Origin of the sequence: Hydrogenophaga sp. (assembly GCF_026125785.1) — a bacterium.
Classification (GTDB): Bacteria; Pseudomonadota; Gammaproteobacteria; order Burkholderiales; family Burkholderiaceae_C; genus Hydrogenophaga.
Genome location: NZ_JAHCKL010000030.1, coordinates 1 through 19,692, shown reverse-complemented (window position 1 = coordinate 19,692; position 19,692 = coordinate 1). Strand labels below are relative to the sequence as shown.

Genomic DNA, 19,692 nt, shown 5'->3' with positions numbered 1-19,692 from the left:
CAGATCAATGATTATAGCAGTTTTCCGCAGTCGTGTTGCCAAGGAGCACGGTGGGGAGTTTGAAAGAAGATACGCCGAGATGTCCGCGCTTGTCGAAGCCATTCCTGGTTACGGAAGCCATGAGCGGTTTTCTTCTCCTAACGGTGAAGATGTTCTAATTGTCGAGTTCCTTACCAGAGAAGCTTTCGATGCTTGGGATAAGCATCCCGAACACAAAAAAGCCAAGATGCTTGGCAAAGACTACATTTTTGAATCGTACGACGTGAAGGTCGGAGAAGTTTTTGAACGGCACACAAAGCCGGAGGTGAAATTATGAAAACGAGAAACGTTTATATCGTAGGTGGAGCTCGGATTCCATTTATGAAATCTATGACCGCATATCGAGACGTCTCAAGTGAAGAACTAATGACGGCGAGCCTAAAGAGTTTAGTTGATAGATATAACTTGGAAGGAAAAACTGTGGGCGATGTAGCCTTAGGAGCTGTCATGCACAGCTCGGCTAACTGGAATTTGGCTCGTGAAGTCGTTCAATCCTCCGGTTTGCATCCAAACACTCCGGCATATAACGTGCAACGTGCTTGCGGAACGAGCTTGGAAAATACGATTCAGATTGCTCACAAAATTTCTAGCCACCAAATTGAAAGTGGCATTGCGGGCGGTGTTGATAGCAACAGCGATTTGCCCATTATGGTTAGTCGAACTTTCGCAAGAAAATTGATTGCGTTGAATTCTGCCAGAACGCTTGGTGAGAAAGTAAAAATCATTTTAGGAATTAAACCTAGCGATCTAAAGCCAGTGTTGCCCGCAGTGGTTGAGCCACGCACCGGAAAATCAATGGGTGAGCATTGCGAGCTCATGGTTAAAGAGTGGAATATTTCTCGCCAAGAGCAAGATGAGTTAGCGCTGGCAAGTCACAGAAATGCAGCTCAAGCATATAAAGATGGGTTTTATGATGATCTCGTCTTTCCATTCCAAGGAAATAAGACCGATGGAATTTTGCGTGCTGATACAACTTTGGAAAAATTGTCGAAGTTAAAACCTGTTTTTGATAAATCAGAAAAAGGGACTTTGACGGCGGGAAATTCAAGCTCGCTCACAGATGGCTCATCCACCGTTCTTTTAGCATCAGAAGAAGAGGCAAAAAAGAATAATTGGCCCCTGTTGGCTAAGATTGTGGATTCTCATACTTCTGCCGTGGATTACGTCGCTGGCGAAGGTTTGCTCATGGCTCCAACTGTGGCGGTCAGTGAATTATTGAAGCGAAACGGCTTAAAGCTTCAGGATTTTGATTTTTACGAAATTCACGAGGCGTTCGCTGGACAAGTGCTCTGCACGATGAAGGCGTGGGAGTCTGCTGAATACTGCAAAACACGTTTGGGACGATCAGAGCCTCTCGGAAAAATTGACCGCTCGAAGCTAAATGTCCGTGGAAGTAGCATTGCCCTTGGGCATCCGTTTGCGGCTACTGGCGCTAAGATCGTCGGAGTTTTAGCAAAGATACTGCACTCAGCTGGTCCTGGAAAACGTGGCCTTATCGTCGTTTGCACGGCGGGAGGAATGGGAGTGGCTACAATTCTTGAAAGTTAGGAGAAAAATATGTCGGATCTAAAAATGAATAAAGAAGACGGTGTTGAAAGCTATGAATTTGCAACCCCTGAAGCAATCGAAGAAGCATTGAAAATCGGGAAGCTTAGTCAAACGGTTTTCGGCATGGGTTGCTTTTGGGGACCGGATTCTAATTTTGGAGGGACGCAGGGAGTAGTGCAAACACGTGTTGGCTACGCTGGAGCATCAACTCTGGATCCGAGTTACCGCAACATCAACGGACACGCCGAAGTCGTCAGAGTGATCTACGATAAAGACCAAATCAGCTACAGGGAACTTCTTGGAAGTTTTGAATCATGGTCTGTTCATGGTAGAAAGCAGGGCCAGTATCGCCAGATACTTTTTGTTTTTGATCTGGAGCAAAAACAAGTAGCTGAAGAACTGATTCAAGCGATTGGAAAGGAGAAATCTCCCGAGGTGATTGAGGCCGGAGAACAAAATGGTTATTTTTGGCCCGCCGAAGATTACCATCAAAAGCATCGTCTTCGCAGAAACAAACAGCTTGTAAGTCTTGCAGAAGTAGATTTCGGTCCTCGCTGGGATGAACATCTGTATTTTACTAAATTAAATAGTACCGATAGAAAAGGCTTCAGTCTCTCAAGCTGGCTAAAAAAGTTGTCTCCGGAAATGCAGAAAGCTTACCGAATCGGTTAATCTGAAATTGCAGCTGGCTAAAGAACTCTATTTTCTATATGTAAAGAATGTGACGATCTCCTTCACATGGAGTCCAAGAGAGCATAAAAAATCTGTGTAAGTCGCATTACCCATGTATTTGAAAGGAATAAATAATGCCAATATCAGACCAGCTTATCGACCGAAGCAAGACCTCAGTTTTTATGAGGTCTTGAGATCAGCGCAGCGTGAACAGATCTCTTACAGTGTGGCGAACACACTGGTTTGATTGCGGCCTTGGGTTTTAGCTTTGTATAACATCTGATCGGCGACTTCGAGCAACTGCTTTTCGGCGATGTCCGATACGAAAACCGGAAAAGGCCGATATGAACCGGCCGGGGCGGGCGCAAGCCTGAGCAGCCATTCCCTGCACCGGAGTGTTTCGTGCCGCGCTTCGCCGCGACCGTGTCGCAGCTGCAGGATGCCGTGGCGCACGCAACGTCGCCGGCAGCGCATCTGCCCACGGCTCGCTATGCGCCTCACCGTCCCGAGCGCACCCTGCTGTACGCGCTGGTGCAGGCGCATTGGCCGGACTTTCTCGCGCGCCGTGAGGTAGAAGACCGCCCGCTGCCCGAGTATGTGCGCGAGGAGTTCGAGACCTACCTGCGCTGCGGCGTGCTCGAGCACGGCTTCCTGCGCGTGGTCTGCGAGCACTGTCGTGCCGAGAGGCTGGTGGCGTATTCCTGCAAGAAGCGCGGGCTGTGCCCGAGCTGCGGGGCGCGGCGCATGGCCGAGTCGGCGCGGCATCTGGTGGACGAGGTGTTCGGCCCGCGGCCGGTGCGGCAATGGGTGCTGAGTTTCCCGTACCCGTTGCGCTTCCTGTTCGCCAGCAAGCCTGAGGCCATCAGCCCGGTGCTGGGCATCGTGCATCGTGTGATCGCCGGTTGGCTTGCCGATCAGGCCGGCGTGCCGCGGGATACGGCGCAATGCGGCGTGGTGACCCTGATCCAGCGCTTCGGCAGCGCGCTGAATCTCAACATCCACTTCCACATGCTGTGGCTCGACGGCGTGTACGAGGACACCACCGAGCGTCCGCAGCGCAAGCCGCGCCTGCACCGCACCCGTGCGCCCACATCGGCGCAACTGACGGAACTGGCCAACACCATCGCGCATCGCGTGTGCCGGCACCTGACGCGCAAAGGCTGGCTGGAAGGCGAGGACGAATCCGTGTTCCTGTCCGACAGCGCGGGTAGCGACGACGGCATGGATGGGCTGCGGATGAGTTCGATGACCTACCGCATCGCCACCGGTCGCGACGCTGGCCGCAAGGCCGTCACGCTGCAAACATTGCCCGGTGACGCAGGCTCGCTGGAGGGCGACGCCGGCAAGGTCGGCGGCTTCTCGCTGCATGCCGGCGTGGCCGCGGAAGCACACGAAAGCCACAAGCTCGAAAAGCTGTGCCGCTACATCACGCGCCCGGCGATCAGCGAGCAGCGGCTATCGATCTCGCCACAGGGCAGGGTGCGTTACCAGCTCAAGACGCCATGGCGCAATGGCACCACCCATGTCGAATGGGATGCGGTCGACTTCATCGCGAAACTGGCCGCACTGGTCCCGCCACCTCGCGCCCACCTGACCCGTTTCCACGGTGTGTTTGCCCCGAATGCAAACCTGCGCGCGCAGCTGACGCCCTCGGGGCGCGGCAAGCGGCCTGCGGGCGATGCGGTGCCAGTGGACGTCAGCGCCCACGACGAGCCGCGCAGCCCCGAGCAGAAGCGCCGTGCGATGAGCTGGGCGCAACGGCTCAAGCGGGTCTTTTCCATCGACGTCACCACCTGCGCCCACTGCGGCGGCGCGGTGCGGATCGTCGCCAGCATCGAAGACCCCAAGGCCATTCGCGCCATCCTCGCCCACTTCGAGAAACACGGCGCGCTGGAGCAAGCGCACTACCGGCCCGCAGCGCGCGCCCCGCCGCCCGCCGCGTGATGAGGCGCCGGCCACACAGCCGGCAGCCAAGCCAGAGTCCGATCCGATGCGGCCACGACCCCGCAGGGCTGCGCTCGGCCCTGTGCCGGGATTCGGTGAGAAATGGCTACGCACTGAGCCGCTGCGCGGCCCCGCGATGTCGAAAACCCACGCATGAACCCCCGATCTGTGCCCGATCTGTGCCCAAAGCGGCGCTTGCGCGGCCGCTTCCTACCTGCCAGACTCGCCAAAAAGGGCGGTTGAACTTCCTATACCCCGGCCCTGACCTCCCAGGGTGGTCAGGCCCGGCACTTCGCCGCGCGATCGATCGCAACCACAAGGAGGCCCCATGCGCCGCATCCTCATCCTGCTCGCCACCCACCTGCTCACCCTCGGCCTGGGCTTCGGCCTGGGCGTCTATCTCCTGCCGATCCTGATCGCCCCCGATGACCCGCCGGTTGCGCAGGTGCAGGCGGCCATGAAAGACGCCCCCTACCGCACCACCTTTCGCCGCGACCTCAAGGGCAGTGATGCGGTGCATTGGGCGGAAGGCAACGTCAGCGTCAGCCCGCGCCAGGTCGCGTTCGACGGCAAGATGGGTCCGGGTCCGGATTACAAGGTGTACCTGGTCCGTGACTTCGTCGACAACAAGGCCGATTTCCTGAAGATCAAGGCACAGGCCCAGCGCATCGGCGAGGTGAAGACCTTCAACCGTTTCCTGGTGGACGTGCCTGAAAGCGTCAACGTGGACGATTACACCACCGTAGTGGTGTGGTGCGAACGGTTCGAGCAGTTCATTTCCGCCGGGCAGTACCGCACGCCGGGTTGAACAACATCCCAAGCATCTGGGCGAAGAGCAGCCGAGCATGGCTCGGCTCTACTGTAGAGCCGAGCCATGCTCGGCCTACCGTAAGAAAGAGGCGGAGCCGGCCGATAAGCCGGGTTCTGTCGTGGACAGTCATTCCTCTAGGCGTTACGTCACCGCAACGCTCAAGCAACCTACCCGGATCCAACGCGGGCCGCGCCAAAGGATCCCTATTTGGTCTTGCTCCAGGTGGGGTTTGCCGTGCCGGTCTGTTGCCAGACTCGCGGTGCGCTCTTACCGCACCATTTCACCCTTACCGGCCTTCCGAAGAAGACGTAGGCGGTATCTTTCTGTTGCACTTTCCGTCGGCTTGCGCCGCCCAGGCGTTACCTGGCACCTTGCCCTATGGAGCCCGGACTTTCCTCGGCACCCCGAAGGGATGACGCGACTGTCTGGCCGACTCCGCCAGCGCGTATTCTAGCGTACGCACGCCCTTCCTGCCGTGCCGGTCGCGGCACACCATCGCGCATCGCGTGTGCCGGCACCTGTCGCGCCGCGGCTGGCTCGAAGGCGAAGACGAATCCGTGTTCCTGTCCGACAGCGCGGGTAGCGACGACGGCATGGATGGGCTGCGGATGAGTTCGATGACCTACCGCATCGCCACCGGTCGCGACGCTGGCCGCAAGGTCGTCACGCTGCAAACATTGCCCGGTGACGCAGGCTCGCTGGAGGGCGACGCCGGCAAGGTCGGCGGCTTCTCGCTGCATGCCGGCGTGGCCGCGGAAGCACACGAAAGCCACAAGCTCGAAAAGCTGTGCCGCTACATCACGCGCCCGGCGATCAGCGAGCAGCGGCTGTCGATCTCGCCACAGGGCAGGGTGCGTTACCAGCTCAAGACGCCGTGGCGAAATGGGACCACGCATGTCGAATGGGATGCGGTGGACTTCATCGCCAAGCTGGCGGCACTGGTCCCGCCACCTCGCGCGCATCTCACCCGCTTCCACGGCGTATTCGCCCCGAATGCAAACCTGCGTGCGCAGCTGACGCCCTCGGGGCGCGGCAGGCGGCCTGCGGGCGATGCGGTGCCGGTTGACGCAAGCGCCCACGACGAGCCGCGCAGCCCCGAGCAGAAGCGCCGTGCGATGAGCTGGGCGCAACGGCTCAAGCGGGTCTTTTCCATCGACGTCACCACCTGCGCCCACTGCGGCGGCGCGGTGCGGATCGTCGCCAGCATCGAAGACCCCAAGGCCATTCGCGCCATCCTCGCCCACTTCGAGAAACACGGCGCGCTGGAGCAAGCGCACTACCGGCCCGCAGCGCGCGCGCCGCCGCCGGCCGCGTGATGAGGCGCCGGCCACACAGCCGGCAGCCAAGCCAGAGTCCGATCCGATGCGGCCACGACCCCGCAGGGCTGCGCTCGGCCCTGTGCCGGGATTCGGTGAGAAATGGCTACGCACTGAGCCGCTGCGCGGCCCCGCGATGTCGAAAACCCACGCATGAACCCCCGATCTGTGCCCGATCTGTGCCCAAAGCGGCGCTTGCGCGGCCGCTTCCTACCCGCCAGACTCGCCAAAAAGGGCGGTTGAACTTCCTATACCCACCTCTGGTGGGCAAAACCAACAAAGCTCGATAAATCCGCTGCCGTTTACTAGGGCCTGTTAACACATCCTCAGTCCATCAGCGACGAGCACGAAGCTGATGAAGCCCAGGAACATGAGGTCGAGTTTCTCGAACCGCGAGAAGATACGGCGATAGCCTTTGAGTCGACGGAACAACCGCTCCACCTCATTGCGGCGCTTGTACATCTCGCGGTCGTAGTCCCACGGTTCGATCCGCGTCTTCATTGGTGGCACCACCGGAATGAAACCCAGATCCAGTGCCAGCTGCCGTGTCTCGTTGCCTTCGTAGGCACGGTCCATCAACAAATGCACCGGTCTGCTGGTCGGCCCAAGACTGCTGAGCAGGCGCCGGCCTTCGGGTGCGTCGTGCGCCTGCCCAGGCGAGAGGCAAAACGTCACGGCCGTTCGAGCATCCGCGGCAACCATATGAATCTTGGTGTTCCATCCGCCTCGGGACTTTCCGATGGACTGCGGACCTTTTTTTTAGTGCCCCTGTGCCGTCGGGATGGACCTTGATGCTTGTGGAGTCCAGCGAGACGGCTTCGATCCTGATACGCACGACTTGCGCACGCTGCAACTCCTCGAACATGCGATCCAGGACGCCAGCTTTGGTCCAGCGATTCATGCGCGTGTAAATCGTGTGCCAGTTGCCGAAGCGTTTGGGCAGTCCGCGCCACTTGCAACCATGTTCGGCCACATAGAGGATCGCATTGACCACCTGCAGATTGCTCAGGCTGACGTTGCCACGCTGCCTGGGCAGGCAGTGTTCAATGGTAGCGAATTGTTCGGGCGTGATCTCCATGTCGGAGATTTTCTGGCGCAATCGTCGCCGTCGCCATTAGTGTTAACACGCCCTAATGAAGCAGTCGGACCCAGTAACCCGGGGTGCAACGGCCGAACTGATTGACGAGCTGAGCTGCGGCATCACGCTTAGTCCCGAACCGACGCGCGTGGCAACGGAAGTGGCGCATTTCCTCCATGCGAATGTTGGGCACAGCGTTCATCCATTGGAACACTTGGTCTGGACCAAGGTCCCGTACATCCTGGGTGTCCAGCATCCAGTGGCCACAGCCTTCCCAGAGGATGAGCGACTCGTCATTCAGAAGGCGTTCTTCGACCACCTCTGGGAGGTTTCTTTATCGACGATGGTTGAGACCATCGGGGACGCTTGGCCGCCCGCCTCGCCATTCGTCGACATTGCCGATCGGCTGAATCGTGACAACGCGGCGCACGCTCCGTCGATGAAGAGCTTCGCGCAGGTCTATCGCGACGAGATTAATGGTGTCTTGGAACTCGCAGCTCCGATCGCCGCCGAGGTGCTGCACGACATGGCCGTGAAGTCGCTCGGCCTCGGCATCCAACCTTCAGCAGATGAGCGGGAAGGAATCACGAGGCAGTGTCTCGGCTTGCTACGGGCAGCAGTCCGGAAGCCAGTCGGTCGGCGTGCTCTGCGCACGCTGCAAGTTGGTGCTCTGTTGCATGCGGCGCTACGCTGGAATCGCACGCAGAAGCTGAATGCCAACGACATATTCGACTTTCATCATGCCGGCGCTGCGTTAGGCTACTGCGATGTCCTTTTGACGGACGGGCCTATGCACACGCTTCTGACGCAGCGGCACTTGAGCATCGAACGCGATTTCCCGTGCCGGGTCATGTCTTCCGTTGAAGAGGCAGCCACTTGGGTTCGGCATCGCATCGCATGATGGGTCGAAAGAAGCTCTCGTATGCGGAATCACAGCGCGAGGCGAGAGGATGAAGTTCGGCCCCTTGTTCGGTATGATTAAAGCTGATTGATGATGAGCCGATGCCGCGCAAACCCGCGCCAGGAAAGGGCGTGTTTCCCTGACGGTAAAAGCGGCGGTATGGGCCTATGTCGATCAAAGCCAAACCCTTTAACCACGCGGACTTGCGTGGCTTGTTGATGATCGAGTGGGAGTGAAATCAGGTCCTTCGGGGACTATCGGAGGCTATCGAAAAACCGTTGTAACGTGTTGATTTAAAAGACGATACGTCACGACAACTATCGGTGGCTATCGCCGGCCAGCAGAACAGGTTGGCGGTGGAACTGGCGGTAAGAACTGAGGACCGGATTAAAACCGTCCCGTTCACTATCCAGACCAAAGCCGTCTTTGACGGTAAAGGTCTCCTCGGGAAAGCTTGTTTTATGCGGCTTTCCCGGCATCAGCAGGTCTCCTGGCCCCTGACGGTAAAAGCCGTCACGAAACAGGAGAAAAACCTCGATGCTTACCGACACCGCACTGCGCAGCCTCAAGCCTAAGTCCAAGATTTATAAGGCTTCAGACCGCGATGGAATGTACGTAACGGTATCGCCTATGCCTTCGCCATCTTGCACGGCGAGAAGGTGGAGACCACCGTTCCGGGGCGGGCCTCCCATTCACGAGAGCGTTCGATTGTCCAGCGCAGTTGGAACGTGTCCAGTTGCGTGAACATGGGCGTGTGGCGAAGCAGATGCAGATAGGTCACCGAGGGTTTCATCGTGGCGTTCTCCGGGGCGTCATCGACTGCCCGGCCGGGCCAACTGCAGGCCGCAACCAACACGCTGATCGTGAAGGTGGCGATCGCTGCTGCGCGGGAAGGGCGATGGTTTTTCATGGTTAGCGGCTCATAGGGAGGGCTCAACCGATCTCATTGGGTGCGCGAAGCGACCTGCGGTTAGGTCAACTATGGGCGCTGGCCACGTATGGATAATCGTCCTAAAATGGTCATTACTATTCAATAAGAACGAACAAAAGGGGCGTGACGATGGACCGGCTAGACGTGATGCGGCTTTTCACCCGCATCGTTGAGCGACGCAGTTTCACCGTCGCCGCGCAGGATCTTGAAGTGCCGCGCTCTACGGTCACTACCGTGATCAAGGAGCTGGAATCACGACTCGGCGTGCGGCTCTTGCAACGCACGACTCGGGTAGTAAAGCCGACTCTGGACGGCGAGGCCTACTACCGGCGCTGCGTGGCGATCCTCGACGACATAGAGGATGCTGAGGGCGCCTTCAGCGGGGCACTCCCCAAGGGTTTGCTGCGCATAGAGGTCCAGGGCACGTTGGCCCGACACTTCATCTTGCCCGGACTGCCAGAGTTCTTTGCCAAGTACCCGGATATCGAGCTTGCAATGAGCGAGAGCGACCGCTGGGTGGACCTGGTTCAGGAGGGTGTGGACTGCGCGCTGCGCTACGGCCGCCTGCGTGACAGCGACCTGGTGGCGCGGCAGGTGGCAGTACTGGAACGCCTGACGTGCGCAACGCCGGCCTACCTTGAAAGGTACGGCACGCCGTCCGGCATTGATGACCTCGAAGGGCATCGTGTCGTCGGACTACGCTCGCTGACCACGGGCAGCATAACCCCGCTAGAGTTTGGCGACGGCACCGAAGAGCGCACAGTGACGGTGCCTGCTACGCTGTCCGTCACCGGCACCGAGAGCTATCTCGCTGGCATTCGCCTCGGCATCGGGCTGGCGCAGGTCCCGCGCTTCCATGTCGAGGAGGATCTGCGGCGCGGTACCCTTGTCCAAGTCATCAAGGATCATCCCCCTCCGTCGGTGCCTGTCTCGCTGATCTATCCGCGCAGCCGTCAGCTCTCGCCGCGAGTACGGGTATTCCTAGACTGGGCGGCAAGTGAGTTCGCGCGAAAGAACGCCGCCAGGAAAGCCGCGCCGGACGCGTGAGCCTCGCATCGAATCAGCGGGTGGCGAGACGATCCAACAGTCGTCGAGCCGGTTTCATATGGCGGACTTCTACCTAACCCCTGCATAGTGGATTCTGAAGCTGGGGACGCTGCACAGCAGTGAGGGAAAAGTTGAGAGCGTTAAAAGACCACTGATGGCGGATCGCGGTCGGCGACTCTCCAGCAGTGGTCAGGATTGCGAATAACGAACAGGCTTTCTGGATCAAGCATGCGCCTGTGCCTGCTTCAGCAAGCGAGGCGGGACCATGTGCGATATCCAACCTGCAGCGGAACCGATCATGCTTGCGCCGAACAGTTGTGCGACGCTTTCGATTGACGGCTCAAGGTGGGCGGCGAACCACGCCACGAGGCCGAGGAAATAGCCCAGCAGGTTGTTCAGGACTGGCAGCCCGCGCAGGGCAACAACGACGAGCGCCACTACGCACACGACCGCCGGCAGCGCCAGCCCCGGACCCGCGACCGTGGCCAGTTGCGAAATGCTCAGAGCGGCGACCACGCCGATGCTCATGCCGATGCCGACACACGCAAGGTTTTCGAATGCGCTGCGCGTATTGAGGCCGCGCGTGAAGAACGCGATCCAGCCGACGAACATGGCCCAGACGGGCAAGGACAGCGCCATGCTTCCGGCAGCCGCGAGCGCAGCTGTGACGGCCGCCACGACAGTGGTCACTACGAAGGCGTGGCGCGAGGGGGTGGGATGGGACATATCAATTCTCCTGTAATCAGATCAATTCGTTGTGCGATTGGTTGATCGCTGGCAGTGGTCACCGCCAGCGATCCCGCGTGCTGGTCATGCCTTCTTAGCCGGCTTCAACAAGTCGGACAGGCCGACGCGGTGGAGCATTTCGGCACGCAGGCGGTCGAGCACGGTGAAGCCCACGTCGGCGCCATCCTGCGTCGGGTCGTAGTGGATGCGGAACGGCCTCTCACCCAAGGGCATGTTGACGACGTCGGCGATCATCTCGGCCACCGGCGCCGGATCAGCGTCTTCGGGCACGATCGCGGCGAAGGCTTTCTGCACCTGCTCGCCGAACCCGGCATACGGACCCGCTTCGTACTCAGCGAGCCGCGCCTCGTCGGCAGGACGGCCGGAATGGGCGAAGTGGTTAGTGCCCCTGGTGAAGGCACCGGGTACGACGATCGTCGTCTCGATACTCCAGCGGGCGAGTTCGCGCGCATAGAGGACCGCCAGAGAGTCCATTCCGGCCTTCGCCGCGAAATAGGGCGACAGGTACGGCGGCGTGCCGCCGGCCGAGCTGGAGCTGGATACCCATACCAGCAGGCCCTCGCGGCGGGCGCGCATGTGCGGCAGCGCGGCGCGGTTGACGCGCTGCGTGCCGAGCACGTTGACGTCGTACTGCTGGGCGAACTGCTCGGGGGTGAAGGCTTCCGCCGGACCGAACATCATGTGGCCGGCGTTGTGGACGATCACGTCGATCTGGCCGCTCTCGGTGATGATCTTCTCGACCGCGGCGTTCGCCGACGGCTCGGACTGCACGTCCAATTCGATCGGACGGATGTCGCTGTCGGCGATCGCGGCCAGCTCGGCGGCGTTCTTGGCGTTGCGGCCGGCGACGTCGCGCATCGAGGCGTACACGGTGTGGCCGGCGCGGCCCAAGGCTTCGGCGGTCAGGCGGCCGAAGCCGCTGGAGGAGCCGGTGACGAGAATGATTTTCTTGCTCATGACTGTATTCCTTTCGGTTGGCCCGCTAGGAAGCGGACGCTGTTAATGGGGTGAGTTGTGCCGGTCAGATGATTCCGCCGTTGGCGCGCAGGACCTGGCCGTTGATCCATGCTCCGTCCGGGCCGGCGAGGAAGGCGACCGTGTTGGCGATGTCCTCGGGCTGGCCAAGGCGCTCCAGTGGGGCGAGCTTGGTCAGGGTGTCGATGACCGCCTGCGGCTTGCCGTCGAGGAACAGGGCCGTGGCCGTCGGACCCGGCGCGACCGCGTTGACCGTGATGTTGCGGCCACGAAGCTCCTTGGACAGGACGTGGGTCATGGCCTCGACGCCCGCTTTGGTGGCGGCATAGACGCCATAGGTCGGCTGGTACAGGCCCACGACGCTCGACGACAGGTTGATGATCCGACCGCCGCTGCGCAGCCGCTGTGCCGCCAGGCGCATGGTGTTGCGGGGACCCTTGAGGTTGATGGCGATCTGGCTGTCGAACAGCGCGTCGTCGCCCTCGGCGATGGTCGCCAGACGCATGATGCCGGCGTTGTTGACCAGAACGTCTACGCCGCCGTAGGCCGCCTCGGCGGCGTCCCACATGCGGGCGACGGCCTTCGCATCGCTGACGTCGGCTTGGGCAGTCAGCGCCTTGCCGCCAGCCTTCTCGATCTTCGCGGCCAGTTCTTCGGCTTCCTTGACGTTGCCGGCATAGTTGATGACGACGGTAAAGCCGTCTTGGGCCAAGCGCTGGGCGATTGCTGCGCCGATGCCGCGGGATGCGCCTGTAACGATGGCGACCTTGGTTTCCGTAGTGCTCATGTGATTTCTCCGGTTAGTTGGCCGCCAAGATCGGCGGGCAATTGAACTATGCAAACCGGAGAGGAAAAGATAATCGCCCGAGAGTCGCCATTACTGTTCCATGCAATCGAACAATAAACACTGGCTGGCCGTCAGATAAGGAAACGGGGGCGCGGCGTCACTTTGGTGGACCAACGGGTACCAACTGGGGCTAGGCGAATGCGACTCCAGCCCAGATCGCGCGCGCACCGCTGCCGAATCCTCTCAAACTAGCGGCACTCGAGGCCTGAGCGGTCGGTGGTCCAGGAGGATCTTCGCAGTGGTGGCCCGATGCAGTTCCTCACTGCCACACTTCCCCAAGGGCGCCAGTTATCTCCGCGTGTTCGGGCCTTCCTGAAGTGGCCAGCGGGAGTGGGGGATGGAAATGTTCAAACGCAACGATGCCGCAATGCGATGAGGCCGGGGTGATTCAGGCTTCACGCGCCTTATGCTGCATGTACGCGGCAAATCTCTGTGCAGAAATCCAAGAAGGCCTCTACCGCCGCTGGCGCTAGGCGCCGAGATGGACGAGTGGCGTACAAAGGATACGTTTCGTCGGGCCAATCAGGGTACAGCTCGACTAGATCACCACTGGCTATTAGGTGGCGGACGCTAAGTGCAAGCACTTGGGCAATGCCCGATCCACTGACGCACGCCTGAACCATGAGATCCACGTCGGTGGTCGTGAGATGGCCTTGAGTCTTCACTGGCAGGATTTCTCTGCCGCGATGGAATTCCCACGGGAAGGGCTTGGAGCTACGTGGGTCGATGTACTGGATGCAATCGTGATCGGACAGTTTCTCCGGGCGCTTGGGTCGGCCATGTCGCGCCAGATAAGCGGGTGAGGCAACAGTCAGGACGCGCGTTTCAAGCAATAGCCGTGAGGTCATAGTCGACGGCGGCTGGGGGCCGAAACGCACGGCGACATCGATGCCTTCAGTCACCAGATCTCCCACGTCTGGCTGCTGCAGAACCGTCAGATCAAGGCCGGGATGGCGCTCGCGCAACAGCGTCAGCTTGGGCGCCAGAACATGACGCGCGAAGATCGGGTTCAGGCTGATCCGCAGAGTACCGCGAACTGTGACAGCCGCACCGGACACGTAGCTGGCGGCCTCCTCGATCCCCTCAAGGTGCGGTGCAGCGCGTTCATATAGGCCGGCACCTTCGCTAGTTAGGTGAAGCGTGCGCGTCGTGCGATCCAGCAGCCGCACACCCAATCTCTCCTCCAGCCGAGAGATCGACCGACTCACCCCTGAAGCCGACAGCCCCAGCACCTCGCCAGCACGGCTGAAGCTGCCAGCCTCCACGACCGCAGCCAACACGCTCATCCCTGACAACAGCCGTCCGTCGAAACTCATATCGCCCCCATCTTTGATTTTTAGCAAAAATAATTTGAGTGAATCTACCTTTATCAAAGATGGTTCGCAACCTATCGTGACAACCGTGCCGACACAAGTCGAAGTTTTCCAGGGGGAAATATCCACTGAGCGGGCTTCGTGGCGACCGATCCACCTCACCTCCAAGGAGCATTCCATGAATACGCAACGCACTCTCTTCAAAGGCGGCACCATCCTGACGTTGGATGCCAAGGTTCCCAATCTCGCCGTCGGCGATGTCCTGGTTCAGGATGGCCGTATCGCTGCGGTCGGCCCGGCCTTGCAGGCCGCGGACGCCCAGGTCATCGACGCTGCCGGCCACATCGTCATGCCGGGCCTGGTTGATGCCCACCATCACATGTGGCTCGGCGTGATGCGCCGCATGATGCCGAACGTGGACGACCTGTTCGCTTACATCGATGTAGTCGCCGAACAATTGGGCGCTCACTACCGCCCGCTGGACATGTACTTGAGCACGAAGCTCACGGCCGCCGCGTCGCTGGATGCCGGCATCACCACGATCATCGACGCCTGCCACAGTTCGCGCAGCCCCGAGCACACCGATGCCGCGCTCGATGCATTGGATACCACCGGCATTCGTGCGCTGCACATGGTCGGGGCGGCGATGGACAAGAAGGCGTCTGCGACCCACTTGCCGGGCGACCTGCAACGCTTGGCGCACAACTGGAACAACGCGGACAGCCTCGTACATGTGGGCCTGTTCGGCCAGCTCAATCTGGACTGGTGGAAGGTCGCGCGCGGCCTCGACATGCGCATCCTGACCGAGTTCATTGGCGACCTGGCCAAGCTCGGCCCGGAGTTCGCCAAGCCACGCGTGCTGGGCACGCACAACATCTTCAACCACTGCACGCGCGTGCCGCAGGAGACGTGGAAGCTGCTGGCCGATGCAGGCGTGAACATCACGGTCAACCCGCGCTCGGATGCACTGTTCGGCTTCGACGACGAGACCTTTGCCTATCAGCAGGCCGTGGATCATGGCCTGACACCGGCACTCGGCATCGACCTCGATACGGCGTTCGGCAGTGACATGTTCGGAGAAATGCACGCCCTGTTCGGGCAGCAGCGTTCAGCGATGCGCTATCGGCGTTTCCGCGGCGAAGCCGACGCACCCGCGCCGATTTCCGTCGAAGAAGTGCTGAAGGCCGCAACGGTCAACGGTGCCCGTGCCGCCGGTCTGGAGGATCAGATCGGCACGCTGACGCCGGGCAAGCAGGCCGACATCATCATGGTTCGCACCAACGGCATCGCGGTCTTCCCCGTGACCAACGCCATTGGCACGATCGTCCAAGCGGTCGAACGTGCCGATGTGGACACAGTGATGGTGGCGGGTCAATTGCGCAAGCGTAACGGCCAACTGCTCGGCATGGACCTGAGCAAGCTCAACGCGGATGTCACCGCTTCGCGTGACTACCTCATCGAAGCGAGCGGCTACCGCGCCGACCTTTTCGGCGCGGCAGCGTAAAGGAATAGGGCGGCCCGTATCGCCGGGCCGCCTCGTTTTCAATCACTTAACTGGAGGCTGTCATGCAAGCTCTCGCTATGAAGCGGGCGGCGCAGGCCGATGCCGCTCTTGCACACTTGTCGCGCCCGGCAACGGGCATCATCGCCGCACTGTTTTGCGGCTACCTGGCCGTCGGTCTACCGCTGCCGGTTATCCCCCTGCTCGTCCACGACCATCTCGGTTACAGCAATCTCGTGGTCGGACTGGTGATCGGCATCCAGTTCCTGGCGACGGTGCTGACGCGCGGCTATGCCGGCCGCATGACCGATCAGCAAGGTGGAAAGCGTTCCGCTCTGCAAGGTGCGGCCGTCTCGGCTCTCGCTGGACTGTTTTACTGGGTTGCTGCCATGCCCGGCATATCGCCTGCGGCCAGCTTGGCGATTGTCATTGCGGGTCGCCTGACTGCCGGTTTCGGCGAAAGCCAGTTCGTGACCGGCTGCGTTTCCTGGTCGATTGCCTCGGTAGGCCCGCAGCGGGCCGGCATGTCCATGTCCTGGACAGGTATCGCCATGTTTGCCGCGTTGTCGATCGGCGCGCCGATCGGCATGGCCTTGTACCAAGGCTACGGTCTCGCTGCCGCCATGATCGCTTGCATCGTCGCTCCCGCGCTTGCCGTGCTGATCGCGTGGGGTTCAGCGTCTTATCTGTCGCCCGGCGGCGCGCGGTTGCCGTTCTACCGCGTGATCGGCCGGATCTGGCGCGAAGGTGTTGGCCTGATGCTCCAAGGGGTCGGCCTGTCTGGACTCACTGCATTCGCTTCGCTGTTCTTCGCAGCACGTCACTGGAGCAATGCCGGTCTTGTGATGACGGCCTTTGGTGTCGGCTTCATCTTCGTGCGTGCGGTGCTGGGGCATCTGCCGGATCGCATGGGCGGCTACCGCGTCGCTGTGTGGTCGCTGGTGGTCGAAGCAGTCGGCCAAACCATGTTGTGGCTTGCGCCGAACGCATGGGTGGCACTCGCCGGCGCGCTGGTGACTGGCCTCGGCTGCGCGCTTGTGTTCCCGGCGCTGGGCGTCGAAGCACTCAAGCGAGTACCGCCGGCCAACCGCGGCAGCGCGATGGGCGCATTCGTCGCCTTTCTCGACATCGCCTACGGCATCTCGGGGCCAGCCGCAGGAGCCATCGCCGGGAGTTTCGGCTATGCCTCCGTCTATCTGTTCGGCGCGGCCTGCGCACTGGTTGGAGCCGTGCTCGCCGCCACATCGCGCACTCCGCAACCTTGAACATCACACATTGTCGGCCGGGCACTGTCCGCCGACTCATCTAAGGAGAAAATCATGTCTCGCATTTTCATTTCCGGCTCATCTACCGGTCTTGGCCTCATGGCCGCCGAGCTCCTAGTACAGCAACGGCACAAAGTTGTGCTTCACGCCCGCAATGCCAGGCGCGCGGAGGATGCTCTGCGCGAATTGCCCCAAGCGGAGGCCGTGGTCGTCGGCGATGTGGAAACTATCGCTGGCGCCAAAGACATTGCGGCACAGGTCAACGCGCTGGGTCGCTTCGACGCCGTGATCCACAACGCAGCAGTCGGATACCGTGAAGGGCATCGCTTGACGAGTGATGGCCTGCCGCATGTCTTTGCGATCAACACGCTGTCGGCCTACATACTCACGGCGCTGATCGAGCGGCCGAAGCGTCTGATTTACCTCAGCTCGGGCATGCATCACCATGCGCAAGCCAACTTGGACGACATCCTTTGGCGCAAACGCCGATGGAACGGTTCGGACGCCTATGCCGAAAGCAAGCTACACGATGCCATGCTGGCCTTCGCCATCGCGCGGCGCTGGCCTGATGTTCGCGCCAATGCCTTGGAGCCGGGGTGGGTGCCGACAAAGATGGGCGGGCCAGGCGCGCCGGACGATATGGATCAAGCGCACCGAACTCAGGCTTGGCTTGCCGCCACCGAGGACTCCAAAACCGACGTCTCGGGCAAGTACTTCTATCACCTGAAGCGTATGGCGGCGAACCCGCAGGCGCTAGATTCCACGCTACAGGATCGCCTCATCCGTATCTGCGAGGAAATTTCTGGAGTTGTATTGCCAGAGTGAGCGCGCGGAGCTATTTGGGTTGAAGACCTTGCGTTACGTCTCTGGCGAGTCTCCATTCCTTGACGTAATCAATAAAGGCCCGAAACGCGGCCGAGGGCAGGCGCATCCGAGGGTAATAAAGCGCCTCGCCCTCGAATGGCGGCGTCCACTTGTTAAGCACCTGAACCAAGTCGCCCTTGTCCAAGAATGGTTGGGCTTCGCGCTGCTCCACGTAGGCTATTCCAGCGCCCGCAGCGGCAGCCTTCGCAGCGAGAGCCGTTGTGCCCAAGACCAGACGACCCGCGACACCAATCTCCGGTGTTGTGCCGCCTTTAGGGAACTCCCATCTCATCAGTGAACCGCTGGGCAAGCGGGCACGGATGCACTCGTGATTCAAAAGGTCGCCGGGAGTGACGGGGGTGCCACGGGCACTGAGATACGCCGGCGAGGCGACGATGACTAATGCTTCGTCGATGCCCAAGGGCAAGGCGATCATGTCTTGAGGGACTACCGATACCAACCGTAGTCCCGCGTCGAAACCTTCGCCGATGATGTCCACCAAGCGTCCTTCGGTAACGAGATCCACCCGAATATCAGGGTACTTCTGCATGAAGCCCACGATGATGGGTAACAGGCGATCCGCTCCCCATGCGGCGGCATTGAGCCGAATCAGCCCCGCCGGCCTATCGCGCAGATCGTTGACGCCATCAATGGCTTGGGTGATCTGTTCAAGGGCGGGTCTAACGCGCTTCAAGAAGGACTCGCCAGCCTCCGTCAGCGACACGCTGCGGGTATTTCTTAAGAACAACCGTATGCCTAGTCGGCTCTCCAGATTGGCCACGATGTGGCTGACCGATGAGGGCGACATTTCCAGTTCATGCGCGGCACCGCGGAAGCTTCCATGAGCTGCCACGGCATTGGCGACCTTCAAGGATCGTAGTCCAAGTTCTTCCATTGTACGGTTTTCGACACTATGCTGTTCTGTTTTGAACAGTTTACATCATCTATCATTCTGAATAAAGTACGAAAACTGAACAACCTCTAGGAATTTGATGATGAAAACCGTTCTTATCACTGGTGCCTCAACCGGCTTCGGCGAGGCTGTCGCTCGCCACTTCTCGCAAGCTGGCTGGAATGTCATCGCCACGATGCGCAATCCGGCAGCAGCGTCGCCGGAACTGCTGGCAAGCAAGGGCGTCGTGGTTAGCCGCCTCGACGTGCAGGATAAAAAAAGCATCGACGATGCAATCGCGCAGGGCGTCGCTCAATTCGGCCAGATCGATGTCGTTGTGAACAACGCCGGCTACGGTCTGTTCGGCATCTTCGAGGGCATTCAGCGCGATGCCATTCAGTCGCAATTCGATGTCAACGTCTTCGGCCCGATGGATGTGGTGCGCGCGATCCTGCCGCATTTCCGTGCGAAGCAGGCAGGCACGATCGTCAATGTGAGTTCGGGAGCCGGCGCCATCGGCTTCCCGATGGCCTCGGTCTACAGTTCCTCCAAGTTCGCGCTGGAGGGATGGTCTGAGGGCCTGTCCTATGAACTCGGCTCGCTGGGCATCAAGGTGAAGATCGTGGAGCCGGGCGGCGCCATGAAAACGAACTTCATGGCCCGTGTAGGCGGCGAAAGCGGCAGCCAGCAGCAGATCCCCGACTACGGTCCGTTCCTGGGGCACATCGGCCAGATGTATGCGGGAATGGGCAGCAACGCCGATGCGGATGCCGTTGAGAAGGTCGTGGCATCGATCTTCGCGGCGGCAACGGACGGGACCGACCAACTCCGCTATACGCCGACCAACGACATCCAGCCCATCCTGAAGGCACGCCGCAGTACCTCGGAGCAGGACTACCGTGCCTTCACCCTCAGCATCTTCATGCCTTCGAAAGCATAAGGAGAACTATCGTGACCCAAAGAACGTGGTTCATTACGGGCGTGAGCAGCGGCCTTGGCCG

General features: G+C 60.3%; 19 protein-coding genes, 1 other RNA gene and 1 pseudogene. 12 read left to right on the top strand and 9 right to left on the bottom strand.

Going from position 1 to position 19,692, the window contains the following annotated elements; translation table 11 throughout:
- Positions 1-7 precede the first annotated feature (7 nt).
- The 5 genes from KIT53_RS19145 (at position 8) to KIT53_RS19125 (ending at position 5,011) form a co-directional block, all read left to right on the top strand.
- Entirely contained in the window at positions 8-316 is a 309-nt protein-coding gene (locus KIT53_RS19145) for an antibiotic biosynthesis monooxygenase (protein WP_002122973.1), read from the top strand.
- Positions 313-1,587, top strand: a complete 1,275-nt coding sequence (locus KIT53_RS19140) for an acetyl-CoA C-acetyltransferase (protein ID WP_000857678.1) — start codon at positions 313-315, stop codon at positions 1,585-1,587. The genes KIT53_RS19145 and KIT53_RS19140 overlap by 4 nt, the downstream gene beginning before the upstream one ends.
- Before the next feature lie 9 nt (positions 1,588-1,596).
- Entirely contained in the window at positions 1,597-2,259 is a 663-nt protein-coding gene (locus KIT53_RS19135; RefSeq protein WP_001281573.1) for a peptide-methionine (S)-S-oxide reductase, read from the top strand.
- 444 nt (positions 2,260-2,703) lie between these two features.
- A complete protein-coding gene (locus KIT53_RS19130; RefSeq protein ID WP_297756027.1) occupies positions 2,704-4,203 on the top strand; it encodes a transposase in 1,500 nt (499 codons plus the stop codon).
- A gap of 328 nt (positions 4,204-4,531) precedes the next feature.
- Entirely contained in the window at positions 4,532-5,011 is a 480-nt protein-coding gene (locus KIT53_RS19125) for a DM13 domain-containing protein (protein WP_047290306.1), read from the top strand.
- Positions 5,012-5,100: 89 nt separating this feature from the next.
- On the opposite strand, the gene rnpB is transcribed toward KIT53_RS19125, so the two are convergent.
- Positions 5,101-5,451, bottom strand: an RNA gene (rnpB, locus tag KIT53_RS19120) — RNase P RNA component class A.
- Positions 5,452-5,502: 51 nt separating this feature from the next.
- Here rnpB and KIT53_RS19115 point away from each other — a divergent pair.
- A pseudogene (locus KIT53_RS19115) lies at positions 5,503-6,330 on the top strand (transposase); the annotation flags it as partial.
- 315 nt (positions 6,331-6,645) lie between these two features.
- Here KIT53_RS19115 and KIT53_RS19110 read toward each other — a convergent pair.
- A protein-coding gene (locus KIT53_RS19110) for an IS5 family transposase (RefSeq protein ID WP_150359743.1) occupies positions 6,646-7,408 on the bottom strand; the annotation gives its coding sequence in 2 pieces (ribosomal slippage) (positions 6,646-7,084 and positions 7,083-7,408; 765 coding nt in all).
- A 55-nt stretch (positions 7,409-7,463) separates the two neighbouring features.
- Between KIT53_RS19110 and KIT53_RS19105 the strand changes: the two genes are divergently transcribed.
- Positions 7,464-8,309, top strand: a complete 846-nt coding sequence (locus KIT53_RS19105; protein ID WP_052914393.1) for a hypothetical protein — start codon at positions 7,464-7,466, stop codon at positions 8,307-8,309.
- 317 nt (positions 8,310-8,626) lie between these two features.
- Here the strand turns inward: KIT53_RS19105 and KIT53_RS19100 are convergent, their stop codons facing one another.
- Together KIT53_RS19100 and KIT53_RS19095 are read right to left on the bottom strand one after the other, a co-directional pair.
- Positions 8,627-8,878 (bottom strand): hypothetical protein, encoded by a 252-nt coding sequence (locus tag KIT53_RS19100; RefSeq protein ID WP_297756030.1) that lies wholly within the window; start codon positions 8,876-8,878, stop codon positions 8,627-8,629.
- 59 nt (positions 8,879-8,937) lie between these two features.
- Positions 8,938-9,219: a hypothetical protein gene (locus KIT53_RS19095; protein ID WP_297756028.1), complete on the bottom strand. Its 282-nt coding sequence runs from the start codon at positions 9,217-9,219 to the stop codon at positions 8,938-8,940.
- 150 nt (positions 9,220-9,369) lie between these two features.
- On the opposite strand from KIT53_RS19095, the gene KIT53_RS19090 reads away from it, so the two are divergent.
- Positions 9,370-10,287: a LysR family transcriptional regulator gene (locus KIT53_RS19090; protein ID WP_297755998.1), complete on the top strand. Its 918-nt coding sequence runs from the start codon at positions 9,370-9,372 to the stop codon at positions 10,285-10,287.
- A gap of 222 nt (positions 10,288-10,509) precedes the next feature.
- Here the strand turns inward: KIT53_RS19090 and KIT53_RS19085 are convergent, their stop codons facing one another.
- The 4 genes from KIT53_RS19085 to KIT53_RS19070 all read right to left on the bottom strand — a co-directional run bounded on the left by KIT53_RS19085 (position 10,510) and on the right by KIT53_RS19070 (position 14,172).
- Positions 10,510-11,013, bottom strand: coding sequence for a DUF1097 domain-containing protein (locus tag KIT53_RS19085; RefSeq protein WP_297755997.1), 504 nt, complete (start codon positions 11,011-11,013; stop codon positions 10,510-10,512).
- 84 nt (positions 11,014-11,097) lie between these two features.
- Positions 11,098-11,991, bottom strand: a complete 894-nt coding sequence (locus KIT53_RS19080; protein WP_297755996.1) for an SDR family oxidoreductase — start codon at positions 11,989-11,991, stop codon at positions 11,098-11,100.
- Between the two features lie 64 nt (positions 11,992-12,055).
- Complete coding sequence (locus tag KIT53_RS19075; protein ID WP_297755995.1) at positions 12,056-12,796, bottom strand: SDR family oxidoreductase; 741 nt, start codon at positions 12,794-12,796, stop codon at positions 12,056-12,058.
- 464 nt (positions 12,797-13,260) lie between these two features.
- A complete protein-coding gene (locus KIT53_RS19070; RefSeq protein ID WP_297756025.1) occupies positions 13,261-14,172 on the bottom strand; it encodes a LysR family transcriptional regulator in 912 nt (303 codons plus the stop codon).
- 175 nt (positions 14,173-14,347) lie between these two features.
- Between KIT53_RS19070 and KIT53_RS19065 the strand changes: the two genes are divergently transcribed.
- The 3 genes from KIT53_RS19065 to KIT53_RS19055 all read left to right on the top strand — a co-directional run bounded on the left by KIT53_RS19065 (position 14,348) and on the right by KIT53_RS19055 (position 17,760).
- Positions 14,348-15,673 carry an amidohydrolase family protein gene (locus tag KIT53_RS19065; protein WP_297755994.1) on the top strand — a complete coding sequence of 442 codons (1,326 nt, stop codon included), beginning with the start codon at positions 14,348-14,350 and terminating at the stop codon, positions 15,671-15,673.
- A 62-nt stretch (positions 15,674-15,735) separates the two neighbouring features.
- Entirely contained in the window at positions 15,736-16,935 is a 1,200-nt protein-coding gene (locus KIT53_RS19060) for an arabinose transporter (protein ID WP_297755993.1), read from the top strand.
- 54 nt (positions 16,936-16,989) lie between these two features.
- Entirely contained in the window at positions 16,990-17,760 is a 771-nt protein-coding gene (locus tag KIT53_RS19055) for an SDR family NAD(P)-dependent oxidoreductase (RefSeq protein WP_297755991.1), read from the top strand.
- A 10-nt stretch (positions 17,761-17,770) separates the two neighbouring features.
- Here KIT53_RS19055 and KIT53_RS19050 read toward each other — a convergent pair whose 3' ends face one another.
- Positions 17,771-18,670 carry a LysR family transcriptional regulator gene (locus KIT53_RS19050; protein ID WP_297755989.1) on the bottom strand — a complete coding sequence of 300 codons (900 nt, stop codon included), beginning with the start codon at positions 18,668-18,670 and terminating at the stop codon, positions 17,771-17,773.
- Positions 18,671-18,794: 124 nt separating this feature from the next.
- On the opposite strand from KIT53_RS19050, the gene KIT53_RS19045 reads away from it, so the two are divergent.
- Entirely contained in the window at positions 18,795-19,631 is an 837-nt protein-coding gene (locus KIT53_RS19045; protein ID WP_297755988.1) for an SDR family oxidoreductase, read from the top strand.
- Positions 19,632-19,692 lie beyond the last annotated feature (61 nt).